The organism is Streptomyces ipomoeae 91-03 (assembly GCF_000317595.1).
Classification (GTDB): domain Bacteria; phylum Actinomycetota; class Actinomycetes; order Streptomycetales; family Streptomycetaceae; genus Streptomyces; species Streptomyces ipomoeae.
Genome location: NZ_AEJC01000056.1, coordinates 43,842 through 62,656 on the forward strand (window position 1 = coordinate 43,842; position 18,815 = coordinate 62,656).

The window sequence follows — 18,815 nt, forward strand, 5'->3', positions numbered from 1 at the left end:
CACCACCGATGGGGACTTTGTGCCCGAACCGTGACGTATCTCGCAGGTGCGGCGTACAAGTCACAGGGGTTGTAAAGGCGCCCAAAGGGGCGCGCGGGACGTGAACCCCGCGCGCGAACGCGTACGGGCACCGTGTACGGCCGCAGCCCTCTGTACGAGACGCCTACGGCCGCAGCCTCTGGACGAGAGCTGCGGCCGTACGGATCGGGATATGGGGTGGGTTCAGGCCGCGACCGGCTGCTTGGACTCGGTCCTGGCGGGGGCGGGCGCGGAGTCGGATGCCGTGCCCGGCTGGATCTTGCGCATGCCCTTCAGGACGATGACCAGGCCGGCCGTGACCGCCGTACCGACCGCGATGGCCAGCAGGTACAGGAACGGCTTGCCGATCAGGAAGGTGACCCAGATGCCGCCGTGCGGGGCGCGCAGGGTCGAGCCGAACGCCATGGTCAGCGCGCCGGTGACCGCGCCGCCCGCCATGGAGGCGGGGATCACGCGCAGCGGGTCGGCCGCCGCGAACGGGATCGCGCCCTCGGAGATGAAGGAGGCGCCGAGCACCCAGGCCGCCTTGCCGTTCTCGCGCTCGGCGGTGGTGAACAGCTTCTTGCGGACCGTCGTCGCGAGGGCCATGCCCAGCGGGGGGACCATGCCGGCGGCCATGACCGCCGCCATGATCTTCATCGCCGAGTCGCTGGGGTTCTGCACCGCGATACCGCCGGTGGCGAAGGCGTACGCGACCTTGTTGACCGGGCCGCCCAGGTCGAAGCACATCATCAGGCCGAGCAGAACACCGAGCAGAACGGCGTTGGTGCCGGAGAGGCCGCTCAGCCAGTCCGTCATGCCCTTCTGTGCCTCGGAGATGGGCTTGCCGATCACCACCAGCATCAGGAAGCCGACGACCATGGACGAGAGCAGCGGGATCACGACCACCGGCATGATGCCGCGCAGCACCGGCGGGATCTTGATCCGCTGGATACCGAGGACGACGGCACCGGCGATCAGACCGGCGGCCAGGCCACCGAGGAAACCGGCGTTGATGTTGGCGGCGATCATGCCGCCGACGAAGCCGGGTACGAGACCGGGCCGGTCCGCCATGCCGTACGCGATGTAGCCGGCGAGGACGGGGATCAGGAAACCGAAGGCGACGACGCCGATCTGGAACAGCAGCGCGGCCCAGCTGTCGACCTGGAGCCAGTCGAAGTGCTCGGTGACCGGCTTGGCCTTGTTGATCTCCCAGCCGCCGATCGCGAACCCGAGGGCGATGAGCAGACCGCCCGCCGCGACGAACGGGACCATGTAGCTCACGCCGGACATCAGCCACTTGCGCAGCTTGGTGCCGTAGCCCTCGCCGGGCTCGCCCGAGCGTTCGACGGGGGTGCCCGGTCGCGCGGCGGCCGTGACCTCGCCGCGCGCGGCCTTCTCCCGTACCTCGGCGATCAGTTCGGCGGGACGGTTGATGCCTGCCTTGACACCGACGTCGACCGTGGGCTTGCCGGCGAACCGGTCCTTCTCCCGTACGGGCACGTCGTGGGCGAAGACCACGCCGTCGGCGGCTGCGATGACCGCCGGGTCGAGCCGGGTGAAACCGGCCGAGCCCTGCGTCTCGACAACGAGTTCGACGTCCCCGGCGTCCCGGCCGGCCTTCTCCAACGACTCGGCGGCCATGTAGGTGTGCGCGATACCGGTGGGGCAGGAGGTGACGGCGACGATACGGAACGGGCGGGCGCCGGGGGCGGAAGCCGGGGCGGGCTCGTCGGGCTCGTCGGTGGCGCCCGGCGCCGGGGTGGTGCTGCCGACCGCGGCGGCGTCGGGGGAGGCCGTTTCGCCCGACGCCGCCGCGGAGTCTTCGGTGTCCTCGCCGGCGTCCTCGCCGGCGTCCTCGCCCCGGATGAGCGCGGCGGCGCGGGTCGCGTCGTCCACCGAGCGCAGCGCGTCCGTGAACTCGGTGTTCATCAGCTGGCGGGCGAGGGACGACAGGATCGTGAGGTGGGCGTCGTCGGCGCCGGCCGGGGCGGCGATCAGGAAGATCAGGTCGGCGGGACCGTCGGCCGCGCCGAAGTCGATACCGGCGGCGCTGCGGCCGAAGGCCAGGGTCGGCTCGGTGACGTGTTCGCTGCGGCAGTGCGGGATGCCGATGCCGCCGTCGAGGCCGGTCGGCATCTGGGCCTCACGGGCGGCGACGTCGGCGAGGAAGCCGTCCAGGTCGGTGACCCGGCCCTTCGCCACCATGCGCTCGGCGAGGGCACGCGCCGCCGCTTCCTTCGTCTCGGCGGACAGGTCGAGGTCGACCAGGTCCGCGGTGATCATCTCGCTCATCGCGGGCTCCTTCGCACGCGTATCGCCCGGGGGGTGTGGTGGGCGGGGGTGGGGACGTGGGTGTGGGGGGCGCGGGCCGTTGGGGCCGACAGGGTGCGGGGCGGGGCGGTGGCGGGTAACGCGGAGTACCGCGGCTTCGGGGCCGACTCCGGGGAGGCAGATCGAAGATTCGTTCGCGACACCGTCCTCATGACACCGTCCTCATGACGCCGGCTCCCTCAGCACCCGGTCCACCGGCACCTCCGCCGTCACCGTCACCGCGGCCGGATCCAGGTCGGCCGGGGTCGGCATGACGCTGCCGGGCAGTTGTACGGCGGCGGCGCCGTGCGCGACGGCGGAGGCGAGGGCTTCGGGACCGTTGCCGCCGGCGATGAGGAAGCCGGCCAGCGACGAGTCACCCGCCCCCACGTTGCTGCGTACGACATCCACGCGGGCGCTGCCGAACCAGGTGCCCGAGGCGTTCACCAGGACCTGGCCGTCGGCGCCGAGGCTGGCGAGTACCGCGCCGGCGCCCATCTCGCGGAGTTCCTCGGCGGCCTTGACGGCGTCGCCGACCGTGGCGAGGGGGCGTCCCACGGCTTCGGCCAGTTCCTCGGCGTTGGGCTTGACCACGTCCGGGCGCTCACGCAGGGCCGCCAGCAGGGCCGGGCCGGAGGTGTCCAGTGCGATGCGGGCGCCCGCCTCGTGCGTACGGGCGACGAGTTCCGCGTACCAGGAGGGGGCGAGGCCGCGCGGGAGGCTGCCGCAGCAGGCGATCCAGGCGGCGTCGACGGACTGGGCACGGACGGTCTCCAGGAGGAGTTCCTGCTCGGCGGCCGACAGTTCCGGGCCGGGTGCGTTGATCTTCGTCAGAACGCCGTCGGCCTCCGCGAGGGCGATGTTCGACCGGGTCGCCCCGGCCACCGGCACCCGCGCCACCTCGATCCCCTGCGCGTCGAGCAGATCCGCGACCAGCGCGCCCGGCGCCCCGCCCAGCGGCAGTACGGCGACGGTGCGCTGTCCGGCGGCGGCGACCGCGCGGGAGACGTTGACGCCCTTGCCGCCCGGGTCCATGCGTTCGCCGGTGGCCCGGATGACCTCCCCGCGGTCGAGGGAGGGGACCTCGTAGGTGCGGTCGAGGGAGGGGTTCGGGGTGACGGTGAGGATCATGCGCACTCGTTTCATACACACAGCACTTCGGTGCCGCCGCGCTCGATGGCAGCCGCGTCGTCGGGGCTCAGCCCGCTGTCGGTGATCAGCAGGTCCACGTCGCCGAGGTCGGCGAAGCGGGCGAAGTGCTCCTGGCCGCTCTTGGAGGAGTCGGCGAGCAGTACGACACGGCGGGCGGCGGCCACGGCCGCGCGCTTGACGGCGGCTTCGGCGAGGTCGGGGGTGGTCAGGCCATGGTCGACGGAGAAACCGTTGGCGGCCACGAACAGGACGTCGGCGCGGATCTCGCCGTAGGCCCTCAGCGCCCAGGCGTCCACGGCGGCGCGCGTACGGTGGCGGACCCGGCCGCCGACCAGATGGAGCTGGATGCCCGGGTGGTCGGCGAGGCGGGCCGCGATCGGAAGGCTGTGGGTGACCGCCGTGAGCGTCGCCTCCAGCGGGATCGCGGCGGCGAGGCGGGCGACGGTCGTACCGGCGTCGAGGACGACCGTGCCGTCGTTCGGCAGTTCGGCGAGGGCGGCGTGGGCGATACGGTCCTTCTGGTCGGCCGCCGTGCCCTCGCGCTCGGCGAGGTCGGGCTCGAAGTCCAGTCGGCCGGCCGGGATGGCACCGCCGTGCACACGCTGGACGAGTCCGGCGCGGTCCAGCGCCTTCAGATCCCGCCGGATCGTCTCCGCAGTGACCTGGAACTCCTCCGCCAGCGACACCACGTCCACCCGGCCGCCGTCCCGGGCCAGTCGAAGGATCTCCTGCTGCCGCTCCGGTGCGTACATGTCCGTTCACCTCCGACCGATGCCCGATTCTGTGGTTTCGCCTGGAGGCTACGCCCGGATTTCCGAAAAGTAAACAGGTTCGGGCATCAGATGGGCACGAACGGGCGCCGGCCGCACCCCGGTGATGAACCGACTCAGCGTTGCCGCGTACCTCCCCCCGGCAGCGCGAACATCAGCAAGAAGATCGTCAGCAGTACCGCGGCCACCCAGCCAAGGGCGTATTCGAAGGCGTTGACGAAGGCGGGGCCGATTTGGGCGGGGCGGAGGTGGTCGTCCGTGGGGCCGAAGAAGACTACGGCGACCAGGCCGAGGCCGAGGGCGTTGCCCATTTGCTGGACCGTGCTGATCAGGCCGGACGCGGAGCCGGCGTGTTCGCGTGGGACCTCGGAGAGGATCGCGTCGGTCAGCGGGGCGACGACGAGGCCCATGCCCGCGCCCATCACGATCAGCGGGAGCGCCATCTGCCAGGGGGTGATGGCGAGGCCGTACCGTTCGGACTCCCACAGGTACAGCAGCACACCGGTGGCCATGAGCAGCGCGCCCGCCTGGAGGACCTTGCGGCCGAAGCGGGGCACGAGTTGCTGGACCGAGACTCCGGCCGCGATCGAGACCGACACGGAGAACGGGATGCCGGTCAGACCGGCCCGCAGGATGCTCCAGCCGAGGCCGGTCTGCAGATAGAGCGTCCAGACGAGGAAGAAGACGCCGAGGGCGATGCCGAAGACGGTCTGCACGGCGATGCCCGCCGCGAAGCTCTTCACCTTGAAGAGGGACAGTTCGATCAGTGGGGACCCGTCGCGCACCGTCTTGCGCCGCTCGTACGCCACCAGCGCCGCGAACACCACCGGCGAGCCCGCCATCGAGACGTACCCCCACAGCGGCCAGTCCAGATCGTGGCCCCGGGTGAGCGGGTAGAGCAGCATCAGCAGACCGAGGATGACCAGGGCGACGCCCACGAGGTCCAGCTTCAGGGCGTGCGGGGCCTTGGACTCGGTGATGAAACGGCGGCCCAGGATCAGGCCCGCGACACCGACCGGGAGGTTGATCAGGAAGATCGCCCGCCAGCCGAGGCCGAAGAGGTCCCACTCGGTGAGCAACGCGCCGAGCAGGGGGCCGGAGACGGCTCCCAGGCCGACGATCGCGCCGAACAGCCCGAACACCTTGCCGCGCTCGTGCGCCGGGAACGTCGCGTGCACGATCGACAGCACCTGCGGCACCATCAGCGCGGCGGTCGCGCCCTGCGCGATCCTCGCCGCGACCAGCATCTCCGGGTTCGCGGCGAGGCCGCAGAGCGCGGAGGTGAGGGTGAAGCCGCCGACGCCCAGGAGGAAGAGCCACTTGCGGCCGTGGATGTCGCCCAGCCTGCCGCCGGTGACGAGGCCTGCGGCGAAGGCGAGGGCGTAGCCGGCGGTGATCCATTGGATCTGGCTGAACGTGGCGCCTGCGCTCCGCTCGATGGACGGGATGGCGATGTTGACGATGGTTACGTCGACCAGGTCCATGAAGGCGGCGGTCATGACGATGGCCAGGGCGATCCATCGGCGGCGGTCGGCTTCGCCGGGTCGGGTTCCGCCGGGTCGGGTTCCGCCGGAGAGGGCTGGATCGAGCGCCGTTGGGGTGACCGCCTTCGGGGCACTGCGAGTCGCTTGTGGCTGGTGGCGCCCGCCTGGCGGAGCCGCAGACGTCGCAGCCCCGAGCCCCTTTGAGGCGTGGGTGTGGGGCGGCGTTTCGAAGTGGGGGTCGTCCGAGGTCGTGTCCAAGGCCGTGTCCAAGGCCGTGTCCGCGCTCGACGTCATGTGTCCGCTTGAGGTCATGGGGCGACCGCAGGAAGCCAATAGGTCAGATCCGGTCCTAGTTGTGCGGCATCCTCTGGCTCATGACGACTACACACAGGGCAACCCGCGAAACGCGCGCCGGAAGGCGGATCTCATGACCACCGACACACCCGCCCGGCTGCTTCAGCTCCTCTCGCTCCTCCAGACGCCCCGGGAGTGGCCCGGTGGTGAGTTGGCGGATCGGCTCGGAGTGTCCCGGCGTACCGTTCGGCGGGACATCGATCGGTTGCGTGAGCTGGGGTATCCGGTGCAGGCGACCAAGGGGGCCGACGGCGGTTATCGGCTGGTGGCCGGGAAGGCCATGCCGCCGCTCGTGCTCGACGACGAGGAGGCCGTGGCGATCGCGGTCGGGCTGCGGGCCGGGGCCGGGCACGCCGTGGAGGGCGTGGACGAGGCCTCCGTACGGGCGCTCGCCAAGCTCGAACAGGTGCTCCCCTCTCGGCTACGGCACCGGGTGTCCACGCTCCAGGCCGCCACCACTCCCCTGACCAGCGGCGACGGTGCGACCGTCGCGCCCGAGACACTCACCGTGATGGCCTCGGCGGTCGCCGGCCAGGAACATCTCCGCTTCGCCTACCGCTCCGGCGACGGCACCGAATCACGGCGCCACTGCGAGCCGTACCGGCTCGTCTCGACCGGCCGCCGCTGGTATCTCGTCGCCTACGACCTCGACCGCGCCGACTGGCGCACCTTCCGCGTCGACCGGGTCGAGGAGCCCTTCGCCACCGGCGCCCGGTTCACGCCGCGCGAGCTGCCGACGGGGAGCGCGGCGGAGTATCTGAGGCAGTCGATGTACCGGCGGCAGGAGGCGTACGACTTCGACGTCACCTTCGCCGCGCCCGCCGAGTTCATCGCGGCCCGGCTCCCCCGCTGGCTGGGCACGCCCGAACCCCTCGACGACCACAGCTGCCGCCTCCGCGCCTCCACCGGCGATGCCGTGGAGTGGCTGGCGGTACGCCTCGCCGTCGTCGACTGCGAGTTCACGGTGCACGAACCGCCGGAACTGATCGGGTTCGTACGGGAGTTGGGCGCCCGCCTGACCCGGGCGGCGGCGGGCGACGCCGAGCAGTGAGGGACAGGGAAGGGACAGGGAAGGGGGACGGCTGAGGGGACGGCTGAGAAAAGGAGCCGGGCTCCGGCGCCGGGGGGGGGAGGCGCCGAAGCCCGGCTCTGGGAGAGTCCCGGCACTGGGGGGAGAGCGTCGGGACTCGGCTTCGGTGGGTCGGCTCAGTTTCGGTGAGTCGCTCAGTCCAGTCGACTCACCGGGTGGCGTGGCTCAGTGGACTTCGTCTGACTTCGTGACTTCGGCTGACCTGATCCGACTTCGCGGCGGCGCCCTCGACTCCCCGACACACGGACTCCTCTCGCACGGACTCCTCCCGGACTTCCGGGTCCCGGGCCGTGCGGCTCCGGGCCGGTGAAGTCAGTGGGCCCGGAAGTCTTGTGCCCCGGGATCGGGGGGTTGAAGCGACGTAGTACAGCCAAGCTGTGGCCGACGTACGACGGTACGGCAGCGCCGACGTACGACGGGGTCCGATGCATGACGGACCCTCACGCGACGGGAAGGCCGAGGCGCCACTTACCCGTCACACGACGGGGCCGAGGCGTGGCGTACCGTCACCCTCGCACGGCACGACAGACACGGCACAGGACGGCACCACGGCACGGGACGACACCACGGCACCTCTCGCGTGTCACCGCGCCACCGCGTCCGCCGTACTCACGGCTCCGACGCGGTGGTTCCGACGCCACCGCGTCCGCGCGTCCCTGTCCCGCCCCGTCTCACCCAACGCGGCCCAGCGCCTCCCCGTGTCACGCCACCGCGTCGAATCCCGTGTCGCGGGCGAGCTTCTTCAGTTCGAGGAGGGCGTGCTTCTCGATCTGGCGGATGCGCTCGCGGGTGAGGCCGTGCTCCTTGCCGACCTCGGTGAGGGTGCGCTCGCGGCCGTCCTCGATGCCGTACCGCATCTTGATGATGGAGGCCGTGCGCTGGTCGAGGCGTCCGATGAGGTTGTCGAGCTCCTCGCTGCGCAGCAGGGTGAGCACGGACTGCTCCGGCGAGACGGCGGAGGTGTCCTCCAGCAGGTCGCCGAACTGGGTCTCGCCCTCGTCGTCCACCGACATGTTCAGGGAGACGGGGTCGCGGGCCCAGTCGAGGACGTCGCTGACGCGGTCCGGGGTGGAATCGAGCTCGGCGGCGATCTCATGGGGCTCGGGCTCGCGCCCGTGCTCCCGGTTGAACTCGCGCTGCACCCGGCGGATGCGGCCCAGCTCCTCGACGAGGTGGACGGGCAGCCGGATGGTGCGCGACTGGTCGGCTATGGAGCGTGTGATGGCCTGGCGGATCCACCAGGTGGCGTACGTCGAGAACTTGAAGCCCTTGCGGTAGTCGAACTTCTCGACCGCGCGGACGAGGCCGGCGTTGCCCTCCTGGATGAGGTCGAGCAGGGGCAGGCCGCTGCGCGGGTAGCGGCGGGCGACGGCCACGACGAGTCGCAGGTTCGACCGGATGAAGATGTCCTTGGCCCGCTCGCTGTCGGCGACGAGGGCCTCCAGTTCCTCACGGGTGGCGTCCGCCCTGGCCTCCTCCTCACCCTCGAGGATCTGCTGTGCGAACACACCCGCCTCGATGATCTGGGACAGCTCGACTTCCTTGGCGGCGTCGAGCAGCGGTGTACGCGCGATCTCGTCGAGGTACATGCCGACCAGGTCGCGGTCGGCGATCTCGCCGCCAGAGGCGCGAACGCTGCTTGCCGTGTCGCTCCCGCCGGAGGCGGACGAACGACGAGCGGCGACGGCACGGGTTGCCATGCGTGCTCCCTTGCGATGGTGGGCTGGCAGGGTCGTGTCTGGTCCTACGTGGGTCCGGTGGCCGCGCGGACACTGCTGCACCGCTTCACCAGTGACTGGTCTGGTCACTGCTTCTCACTGCTGCGAGTGCCCGGCTTCCGAAGGAAACAACGATTGGAATCAGGACAGAATTCCCAACCCGTCCCACTATTTTTCTGATCTTGCAGTACCCTGTGCCGCCACAACGGGAGGCAGGATGTCCACGGATTCGGCAGAGGTGCAGGTCAGACCAGGAGTCGAGGCGGACCTCGACGCCCTCACCGACATCTACAATCACTACGTCCGTGAGACGCCCATCACATTCGATACCGCTGTCTTCACTCCGGAAGAGCGCCGCCCTTGGCTTCTCTCCCACCTTGAAGACGGACGGCATCGCCTGATAGTTGCCGCCACGGCAAACTCACAGCGGATTCTTGGCTACGCCACGAGCAGCGCGTTCCGTGTGAAGCCGGCGTACGGCACCTCGGTGGAGGTGTCGGTGTACCTGGCCCCGGACGCCGGCGGCCGGGGCGTGGGCACCCTCCTCTACAAGGCCCTCTTCGAGGCCCTCGCCGGAGAGGACATCCACCGCGCGTACGCGGGGATCGTCCCGCCGAACGAGGCGTCACTGCGCCTGCACGAACGCTTCGGGTTCCGGTACGTGGGGACGTACCGGGAGGTCGGACGGAAGTTCGGGCGGTACTGGGACGTGGCCTGGTACGAGAAGGAGCTGTGAGGACTCAGTACGACAAGGAGCTGTGAGAACTCAAGGCGCTACCCGGCGGCAAGGGACTCCCTCATCGCCCTCGCGGTGGCGGTGGGGTCGTAGTCCTCGGGGACGCCCTCGACCAGGATGATGTCGCCCTTGATGTGCCGTGACCGCAGCGGGGCGATCTCCTGGTAGGCGGGTGAGTCCCACCAGCTCCGCGCCTCGTCGATCCCCGGGAAGCCGATCACCACGACGTGCCCGGGCCAGTTCCCCTCCTTCACCTCGTGCTCCGCGACATGCACGAGGAAGCGGCCACCGTACGGTTCGAAGGTGGTGGCGATCCGCTCGATGTACTCCGCCACCTCCGGGTGCGGGGCGGCCTCACGCAGATGAGCTATGACGTAGGCGGGCATGGCGTCCTTCCGGTTGGTCGGGCGGTCGGTCCATACGTACGTACGCCGACGATCGTGGCAGGCGGACGGGCGCGGGGTCGATGACCTCAGGGGTAATGCACCCCTGGCCGGGGGTCGATGATCAGCCCGTCGCCGTGTTGTCGTCAGCGTGCTGCCGTCAGCCCGCGGCGATCGACGTGAGCCGGGTCCGGCTGTCGATTCCGAATCCGGGAACTCACGGCTTCCGTGAGTCGGGCTCAGTGGGGCTTGCGGTGGTCGTACCTCCGTAGGGTCTCGGCAGTTTCGCCATCGCGGCGCGGATGGTGTCCTCGACAGCGGGGACGTCGATGCCGAGGCTGCGGAGGCGGTCGGCGGCTTCGGGGACGGTGATGCCGAACCTGGCGGAGGCCGCGCAGAGGTGATCGAGGGGCACCGGGTCTCCGGGGGTCAGCCACAGGCGGCGACGCGAACGGTATTGGAGATGCTCCTGAATACTGGTGCCGCTCAGATCTCTGCTGAGCAACCGGAGGTCGACCCCGGGATCCCTCTTGTCGAGCAAGTGCCACACGCCGGAGGCGGGGACGTTCAGCCCGTACGACTCCAGACGGGTCGCGACCTCGGTCACGGGTCGGCTCAGCTCATATGCGGTGGCCAGCAGACCCTGCATCGAGACCCCGGTGTCGTTCGTGCGCAGCACTCTCCAGAGGTACAGGCCATCGTCGAGCAGTGCTTCGTCGAGCCCTGTCGGCGTTTCGGGAAGGACCAGCGGACAGACGACCCCCAGCGCACGCAGCCTCTCCACCACGGCTGTGGGCGAAAGCCCCAGAACATTGGCCGCACCCCACACGTAAGCCCATGGAAGGGACTCAGGCACGATCCACCCGTGCTCGTCGTCTCCTTCCAGCCCATGTGCGAGAAGCCGTCGGTCCTCGTCCGAAAGCCGGGTCAGGGGGGAGGCCGGCGGACGCAACCCATAGGCGGTGAGAACGGAGACGACGCCGTCGACGGTCATACGGCATTCCCGAGCGGCCTTCAGAACGTGGGCGACGATCACGGTTCCGCCCGCGTCGAGCCAGTCCGGCGCCGCGTCGAGACCGCGACTGAGCAGGCGCAGATCCTCGGCACACTGGCGTGCGGGCGGGTCGGTCACTCTCAGTCCGTAACTCCGCAGCCTCCGACAGACCTCCCGCACAGGGAGGCCTGTCAGCTCGGCACTCCACAACAGGTGCCCCGGGGCGACCTCGTGGCCACCATGCAGCCATCGGCGCTCGCCTTCGCCGTCCTGGCTCAGCAGGAGGAGGTCGATCTTCTCCGGACGGTTCGGGATGGTCTCGGCCAACGAGACGTCGAAGCCGTACACCGCCATGCGCTCGGCCGTCTCCGCGACGCTCAGGCCCAGGTCCACATAGGCATGGAGGAAGTGCCTCAAAGGCACGGGCTTCCTGGTGGAAAGCCATGCCCCTCCGCGGCGCAGACGAGCGTACTCGTCATCCTGCGAGCCGCCCCCGAGAAGCGCCACGTCCACCGGATCGGGCTCACCGTCCGGGTAGCGGTCGGGCTCCAGCGCACCGACGCCCAGTTCCACGGCGCGCGCGGCGGTCGCCCGAGGAGTCCGACCGATCAGGGCCGCGGTCTGCAGAATCCACGCGGGGCGGGCCATCTGCGCCTCGGACGCGGCCAACAGGACACCATCCGACGGAAACGCCGGAACGAGCGGGCCCACATCAGCCAGTTCCGGGACGACGTCGACCAGCTGGTCCGCCGCTCCATGGGCGAGCAATCGCCAGAGCAGGACGTGGTCGGCGACGCGTACGACCGTGAAACGGTGGTCGAGCCGATGCTCAGGGTGACCGCTCTCGTTCCATACGAGGATCCCGATGTCCTGAGGCAGACAGCCCACCTCCGACGGCCGGAACGCGCGGCCGTCGTCCAGCCGCAACTCCACGTCGGCCGCCATGGCCGCCTCGGTGACGATGTCGGCGACCTTGAGGTGGGTTCTCGCGACCTCGCACACCCACTGGTAGCTGAGCAAGCCACTGGGTGAGGCGACCAGTTCCCCGACGGCCATACGGAGCAGTTCCTCGACGTCCCGCGATATGTCGCTGAGGATCTGGAGGCGGTCGACGGAGAGCTTGGGCACCCGGTTCCCGGTCAGAGTCACCACGGCGCCTCGCAGCACGACATCGTCCTCCGCGTCCTGCGCGTCCTCTGCCGCGAGGACGCCCGTCATCCGGGTGGGCTCGGTCACGATCCCGTCGACCAGCACCCCGCCCCCGGACTCGCACCAGATCACCGCGGGAACGCCGTCCTCCGCTGTCGGACCGGGTACCCGCATACCACCGGCGTTGACGGCGGCCGTTGTGTCCCCCGCCCGCAGCGCGTACTCCCCCGCCGGCCACCTGGCCGACCGCATCCCGTGCTCCGCGGTCGTCTCGAACTCGGCGACTCCGAGCAGCCCGATCAGCTCCGTGACGCACGAGGGTGCGCCCTTGCGCAGGTAGAGCCGTACCGTCGTTCCCGGCTGTCTCCTCTCGGTGCTCCGTTCGATCCGGAACAGGTGATTGGGCCCGTGGATCGCCACCTTGAAGCACGGCTCGGACGTGGCCCCGTCCTCTCCCAGCCTTCGCGTGATCACCTCGATCTCGTCCGCGATCATGAAGTAGCTGAGCACCCCGATGCCGAAGCGGCTGACGGGGTGCATCTGGATACCCGCGCGCTCCCACAGGGCCCGCTCGTTGCGTACGTCCGTCAGGTCGGTGAAGCGGGTGCCCGCGCGGGCGAAGACGCGGCTCAGTTCGGATTCGCCCATTCCGATGCCGTTGTCCTCGCAGAGGAGGTAGGGGCGGCCGTCCGGGCCGACCCCCTGTTCGAACCGGATTCGCCCTTTCCAGTCGTCCGGGGCGCCGCCGCCCGACTCGGCCGCCAGGAACGCGGTCCGCGCCCTGCGGTAGCGACAGGCGTCCAGCGCGTTCTGGTAGAGCTCGCGGACGGCGAGGCCGGGGCTGCGGTAGAGCTGGTCGCCCATCAGGAGTTCCTGCACCCGGCGCGGATCCACCTGGAACTTGCTGTAGCTCTCGAACTTGGGCCGGTCGTCGTCGCCGAGGGCGGCCTCCACGCCCTCGGCGGAGGCTCGCTGCGGCAACGCCAGCAGGGGCGCCAGCGTTTCGTCGGCGCCGGCGGCGCGGCGGATGTCGTACAGCAGCAGGTCGACCTGGTCGACATGGCGGCGCAGCGCCTCGACCACCGCCTCGTGGTGACAGTCGGCGGCCTGGAGGACCATACGGCCGTTGTCGCTGTGCCAGGCGGCTCCGGCCACGGTCTCGCGGAGTTCGGCCAGGCCGACCGGATAGGGGATGCCCAGGTTCTCCACCAGGTCGTCCGGGAGCGCGGTGATGTCCAGTGCCCTGGCCCGGGCGACGGCCAGAAGCACGGCAAGACGCCCCACGCGGACCTGCTGCGGCACTCCGATGCCGTCGGCGACGGACGCGACGGCATCGAGCCTGTCGAGACGCTCCGCTCGGCACATCTCCCCCAACGGCAACCGCAACCCGTAGAGCAGTTGCCCGGCCCGCCGCCGATGGAACAGCGCGCTCGACAAGGCATCCGGCAAGGGCAGTCGACCCACCAGATCCGCGTACGCCGCCCAGTGGTCCTCGGTCCCCCGCAGCCCGTGGTCCACCCACTGGTGGAACAGCCACCAACCGATGTCGGACTCGGCGCCCGGCCGCTCCGGCAGTCCCAACGTGGCCCGGCGGACGAGGCGTTCGTAACCGCGGTCGAAGAATGTCTCGAATCCTTCGCGGTCTCCCCCGGCCCGTGTCAGCCGGAGGTCCGTGGGGTCCACAGAGAGCCGTGCGGTCGCGGTACGCATCCACAAGGTCTGGGACAGGTACGGGGCCAGGGTCAGGAGCAGGACCTCGGCGGGCTGGAAGTCCCAGTCGGGGGCGCCCTCCGCACACACCAACTGGCTGATCTGGCCGTGGAACCGGGTGGCGAAGGACCGGTCCCACCAAGGGTCGCCGGTCGACTCCCACTCCGCCTCGTCGTGCAGCGCGGCGAGCACGGTGGCGATGTCGCGAGCCGTGCCCTGGAGCAGCGACGCGTCCCTGCTCTCCGGTACACGCCGCCAGAGCGGGGAGTGCGCGACCTCACGCGTCCAAGCGTGAAGTCCTTCCGTGGGGGCGGCGTTGGGGGGCGCGGGCGCCGCGAAGTGATTGATCACCACCTGATCCACGTCACGCGCCTGGAAGGCCGTGCCGTGGACCGTGGCGTCACTGATGCTGTTGTCCGTCCCGCCCCGCTCTGTCACACCGTCAAGCGTAGAAGCAACTCCCGTACCCATCAGGGGAAGCCGCCCCCAGGATCAGCCGAACTGCACCGACCTCTTCGCCAACCCCATCCAGAAGCCGTCGATCACCGACTTCTGAGCGTCCAGTTCGCCGGAGGCCTCCGCCGCGCCCATCGTCACGAACAGCGGGGCGAAGTGTTCGGTGCGGGGGTGGGCCAGGTGGCCTGCCGGGGACTTGTGGAGGAAGTCCACGAGTGCGTCCCAGTCCTGGGATTCGAGGGCCTGGTGGCCCCAGGCGTCGAACTCCGCCGACCACGAGGGGATGCCGCCCCGGCGGAGGGCGGCCAGGTTGTGGGTGAAGAAGCCGGAGCCGACGATCAGGACGCCCTCGTCACGGAGGGGGGCCAGCTTGCGGCCGATCTCCATCAGCTTCAGGGGGTCCAGCGTCGGCATGGAGATCTGGAGGACCGGGATGTCGGCCTCCGGGTACATCTCGACCAGCGGGACGTACGCGCCGTGGTCCAGGCCTCGGTCGGGGATGTCCTGGACCGGGGTGCCGGGGGCGCGCAGCAGCTTGCGGACCGACTCCGCCAGTTCGGGGGCGCCCGGAGCGCCGTACTGGACCTTGTAGTAGTGCTCGGGGAAGCCCCAGAAGTCGTAGACCAACGGCACGGGGTCCACGGCGCCGAGGGCCAGCGGGGCCTCCTCCCAGTGGGCGGAGACCATCAGGATCGCCTTGGGGCGGGGCAGGGTCGCGGACCAGGCGGCCAGTTCGCCGGGCCAGATCGGGTCGTCGGCGAGCGGTGGGGCGCCGTGGCTCAGGTAGAGCGCCGGCATGCGCTCCACCGCGGGGCGCCCCTCGGTGACTGTGGCGGCGGACATCAGGGTGACTCCCTAGACACTCGCGACCGGCAGAGCCCGCAGGGCGTGGAGCACTCCTGCCGTATGGGTGCGTAGATCGCGTACGACATATACATCGCATGCATCACATACATGTGATGCACCACATGCGGGATGCATATGCCTCAGCGGGCACTGCGGTCGCTTCAGACTGTTTGGTTTCTTCTGCCTCTTCGGCTTCTTCAGGCTTCTTCGTGCACATCAGCGCCTTTCAGGCGCTTGAGACCTCTCTCGACTCCCCAGTAATTGAAGTCTCAATATTTATTGCTTCACCATACATCTCTATAGTTCAAAATTCAAGAAGGGTACTCGTACAGTGGGTGTATGAACACCGCATCCGACACGGCAACCGACACGGCCCCAGACATCGACGAGCCCCGCTGGCTCACCGAGGACGAGCAGCGGACCTGGCTGGCGTACGTGGACGCCACGACCCTTCTGGAGGACCATCTCGACCGGCAGTTGCAGCGCGACGCGGGCATGCCGCACCTCTACTACCACCTACTGGTGGTGCTGTCCGCGGCACCGCATCGGCGGCTGCGGATGACCGAGCTGGCGATGCACACCAAGATCACGCGCTCTCGGCTCTCGCACGCCGTGGCGCGGCTGGAGAAGAACGGGTGGGTGCGGCGCGAGGACTGTCCTTCGGACAAGCGGGGACAGTTCGCGGTGCTCACGGACGGGGGGCAGGAGATTCTGGCCAAGAGCGCGCCGGGGCATGTGGCCGCCGTACGGCAGGCGATGTTCGACCGGCTCACGCCGGAACAGCAGAAGTCCCTCGGCGAGATCATGGGGATCATCGCCGAGGGACTTCAGCCGAAGGAGGCGGGGGCCGATCTGCCGTGGCTGCGGTAGCGCTCCGCTCCGGTGGGCCGTGGGGCGCCGTGGGACTGCCCGTTGTCCGCAGCCGCGGGTCGTTCGTGGCTGGTCGCACAGTTCCCCGCGCCCCTCTTTGTCGGGTTTCGTCCTTCAAAGAGGGGCGGCGCCGCTTCGCCCCTTCAAAGAGGTCTGCCGTCAGTGGGCCACCACCGGCACCCTGACCTCGTCCACCGCACCCTCCGTCTCGCCCGTCCCGGAGGGTGACGTCATGTCCGGCTTACCCGTGTTGACGAAGGTGAAGGCGATGGTGGCGGAGAAGGCGAGGATGGCTACGGCGAACCAGATGGCGTTGGTGTAGCCGTGGACCATGCCCTGGAGTTCGACGAGTTGGGCGGCCGGCTTGGAGGTGGCCGTGGCGATGTGGTCCTTGATGTAGGCGGTCGTCGCGGACGCGGCGACCGTGTTCAGCAGGGCCGTACCGATCGCGCCGCCCACCTGCTGGGAGGTGTTGACCATCGCCGAGGCGACGCCCGCGTCACGCGGCTCCACCCCATACGTGGCCAGGGACATCGCCGGCATGAACGCCGTACCCATGCCGAGGCCGAGCAGGAGCTGGGCCGGGAGCAGCAGACCGACGTACGAGGAGTCGACCTCCATCTGGGTGAGCAGGAGCATGCCCACGCCGGCCACCAGGAAGCCCGGTGCCATCAGCAGGCGCGGTGCCACCCGGGTCATCAGGCGGGTGCCGATCTGGGTGGAGCCGATGATCATGCCCGTGATCATGGGGAGGAAGGCGAAGCCGGTCGTGACCGGGGAGTAGCCCTTCACGATCTGCAGGTAGTAGGTCAGGAAGAGGAACAGGCCGAACATCGCGATGATCGCCAGGCCGAGGGAGAGGTACACGCCGCCGCGGTTCCGCTCGGTGATCACGCGCAGTGGCAGCAGCGGGGCCTTGACCTTGGACTCGACGAGCGCGAAGGCCGCGAGGAGTACGGCGGAGGCGATGAACAGGGCGATGGTCAGACCGTCGCCCCAGCCCTCGGACTCGGCCCGGGTGAAGCCGTAGACCAGCGAGACCAGGCCCAGGGTGGACAGGATGACACCGGGGATGTCCAGCGGGGAGCGGTTGCGGCCGCCCTCCGGCTCACGGATGACGAAGTACGCGCCGGCCGCCGCGATCACCGCGAACGGGATGTTGACGAAGAAGGTCCAGCGCCAGTCCAGGTACTCGGTCAGGAAGCCGCCGAGGATCAGGCCGACGGCGCCGCCGCCGCCCGCGATCGCGCCGTAGATGCCGAACGCCTTCGCGCGCTCCTTGGCGTCCGTGAACATCACGGCGAGCAGGGAGAGCGCGGCGGGCGCGAGCAGCGCGCCGAAGGCGCCCTGGAGCGCGCGGGCGCCCAGCATCATCGCCTCACCGGTGGCCGCGCCGCCCAGCGCGGACGCACCGGCGAAGCCGACCAGACCGGTGACGAAGGTCCGCTTGCGGCCCCACAGGTCGGAGATACGGCCACCGAAGAGCAGCAGACCGCCGAAGGCCAGCGCGTACGCCGTGATGACCCACTGACGGTTGCCGTCGGATATCCCCAGGTCCTGCTGGGCGGACGGGAGAGCGATGTTCACGATGGTCGCGTCGAGCACGACCATCAGCTGGGCGAGCGCGATGAAGACGAGCGCTTTCCAGCGGTTCGAGTGCGAGTCGTCCACTGACGGCTCGGCGACGCGTCGGGCTGTTTCAGACATGGGGGTACCCACTCCGGGACTTCGTGACGGAAAGATCAGTACGGAAAGACCGGTACGGAAGGTCGGTAAGGAAGGTCGGTACGGAAGGCAAGAAAGGTCCGTACGGAAATATCAGTGCTTGGCGGCAGAAAAAGGGTGTCGTGAGGTACGGCGCGTCATCCTTGACGGCCGGAGGTCTGTGTCGTGAGTGGTGGCTCTCGGGGCGTCGCCGACCGGTTGGTCAGGCCTGACGCAGGTCCTCCATGGTCGGAGGCGTGCCGGGCAGGCCGGAGGGCGCCGGGGACCGCAGGCCGTCGAGGAACAGTTGCAGCGTGCGGTGCAGATAGCGGTCGGCGCCCGTGCACTGGGTGCCGGCCGGGGGCCTGCTGAGCTGGCTGACGGCGAGCATCATGTCGCCGACGCCGACGTCGGCGCGGAGCTGTCCGGCCCGCCGGGCGCGGTCCATGACCTCGTCGATCAGGTCCTCCAGCCGTTCACGCGCCGCCTCCAGGTCGGGGTGGTGCTTGTCGAACGTGCTCTGGACCATCGGGCAGAGCGCGGCGATCCGCTCGGCGGCGGCGGTGTGCGCGAACCGCGACAGCGCCTCGAAGGCGTCGCCGGTCTCGGTCAGCGCGGCCTCGGCCGCGCGCGCCGTACGGTCCATGACCGAGCAGACGACCTCCCGGACCAGTGCGTCGCGGTCCGGGAAGTTGCGGTACACCGTGGCGTTGCCGACGCCGGCCCGGCGGGCGATCTCGTCGAGCGGCACCTCGGGGCCGAACTCCACGAACATCTCCCGGGCGGCGGTGACGATCCGCTCCCGGTTGCGCAGGGCGTCGGCCCGCGGACGGGGCGCCTTGCGCTGAACGGGGGTGGCGGTCTGCACGGCGTACTCCTTGAGAGTGATTATCCGGGGATGGAGTCCCCGTTTCGCTCGGACATCTGGCTAAACGGGGAAGTGATCCCCGGTTATTTCCCGCCGCCGAAGAGATTCTCTGTGACCTGAGTCACTGGCTCTCCCGGGGGCGCCGTCATCTGAAGGTGAAAACACACGTTCGGCCCTTGCCAGCGCGCGTCCCCGCACCC

The 18,815-nt window shown here is 69.8% G+C and carries 13 protein-coding genes; 3 read left to right on the top strand and 10 right to left on the bottom strand.

Annotation, left to right across the window (positions count from 1 at the left end):
- Positions 1–222 precede the first annotated feature (222 nt).
- The 4 genes from STRIP9103_RS03050 to STRIP9103_RS03065 form a co-directional block, all read right to left on the bottom strand.
- Complete coding sequence (locus STRIP9103_RS03050; protein ID WP_009297378.1) at positions 223–2,313, bottom strand: PTS fructose transporter subunit IIABC; 2,091 nt, start codon at positions 2,311–2,313, stop codon at positions 223–225.
- 201 nt (positions 2,314–2,514) lie between these two features.
- Positions 2,515–3,462, bottom strand: a complete 948-nt coding sequence (gene pfkB / locus STRIP9103_RS03055) for a 1-phosphofructokinase (RefSeq protein ID WP_048819583.1) — start codon at positions 3,460–3,462, stop codon at positions 2,515–2,517.
- Positions 3,463–3,473: 11 nt separating this feature from the next.
- Positions 3,474–4,235 (bottom strand): DeoR/GlpR family DNA-binding transcription regulator, encoded by a 762-nt coding sequence (locus STRIP9103_RS03060; RefSeq protein WP_009297382.1) that lies wholly within the window; start codon positions 4,233–4,235, stop codon positions 3,474–3,476.
- A gap of 134 nt (positions 4,236–4,369) precedes the next feature.
- The gene (locus tag STRIP9103_RS03065) at positions 4,370–5,752 is read right to left on the bottom strand and encodes an MFS transporter (protein ID WP_086019213.1); all 1,383 of its coding nucleotides are present in this window, start codon (positions 5,750–5,752) and stop codon (positions 4,370–4,372) included.
- Positions 5,753–6,164: 412 nt separating this feature from the next.
- Between STRIP9103_RS03065 and STRIP9103_RS03070 the strand changes: the two genes are divergently transcribed.
- Entirely contained in the window at positions 6,165–7,142 is a 978-nt protein-coding gene (locus STRIP9103_RS03070) for a helix-turn-helix transcriptional regulator (protein ID WP_009297393.1), read from the top strand.
- 740 nt (positions 7,143–7,882) lie between these two features.
- Here STRIP9103_RS03070 and STRIP9103_RS03075 read toward each other — a convergent pair.
- Entirely contained in the window at positions 7,883–8,881 is a 999-nt protein-coding gene (locus STRIP9103_RS03075) for a sigma-70 family RNA polymerase sigma factor (protein ID WP_009297329.1), read from the bottom strand.
- Positions 8,882–9,116: 235 nt separating this feature from the next.
- Between STRIP9103_RS03075 and STRIP9103_RS03080 the strand changes: the two genes are divergently transcribed.
- Entirely contained in the window at positions 9,117–9,635 is a 519-nt protein-coding gene (locus tag STRIP9103_RS03080) for a GNAT family N-acetyltransferase (RefSeq protein ID WP_009297308.1), read from the top strand.
- 38 nt (positions 9,636–9,673) lie between these two features.
- Here the strand turns inward: STRIP9103_RS03080 and STRIP9103_RS03085 are convergent, their stop codons facing one another.
- The 3 genes from STRIP9103_RS03085 to STRIP9103_RS03095 all read right to left on the bottom strand — a co-directional run bounded on the left by STRIP9103_RS03085 (position 9,674) and on the right by STRIP9103_RS03095 (position 15,170).
- Entirely contained in the window at positions 9,674–10,021 is a 348-nt protein-coding gene (locus STRIP9103_RS03085; RefSeq protein WP_009297384.1) for a DUF1330 domain-containing protein, read from the bottom strand.
- Positions 10,022–10,235: 214 nt separating this feature from the next.
- The gene (locus STRIP9103_RS03090) at positions 10,236–14,309 is read right to left on the bottom strand and encodes a wHTH domain-containing protein (protein ID WP_009297394.1); all 4,074 of its coding nucleotides are present in this window, start codon (positions 14,307–14,309) and stop codon (positions 10,236–10,238) included.
- Between the two features lie 54 nt (positions 14,310–14,363).
- Entirely contained in the window at positions 14,364–15,170 is an 807-nt protein-coding gene (locus tag STRIP9103_RS03095; protein ID WP_048819584.1) for a dioxygenase family protein, read from the bottom strand.
- Positions 15,171–15,512: 342 nt separating this feature from the next.
- Between STRIP9103_RS03095 and STRIP9103_RS03100 the strand changes: the two genes are divergently transcribed.
- Positions 15,513–16,043 (top strand): MarR family winged helix-turn-helix transcriptional regulator, encoded by a 531-nt coding sequence (locus tag STRIP9103_RS03100; protein WP_009297320.1) that lies wholly within the window; start codon positions 15,513–15,515, stop codon positions 16,041–16,043.
- Between the two features lie 159 nt (positions 16,044–16,202).
- Here the strand turns inward: STRIP9103_RS03100 and STRIP9103_RS03105 are convergent, their stop codons facing one another.
- Entirely contained in the window at positions 16,203–17,750 is a 1,548-nt protein-coding gene (locus STRIP9103_RS03105) for an MFS transporter (RefSeq protein WP_009297390.1), read from the bottom strand.
- Between the two features lie 220 nt (positions 17,751–17,970).
- Complete coding sequence (locus tag STRIP9103_RS03110; protein WP_009297380.1) at positions 17,971–18,615, bottom strand: TetR/AcrR family transcriptional regulator; 645 nt, start codon at positions 18,613–18,615, stop codon at positions 17,971–17,973.
- Positions 18,616–18,815 lie beyond the last annotated feature (200 nt).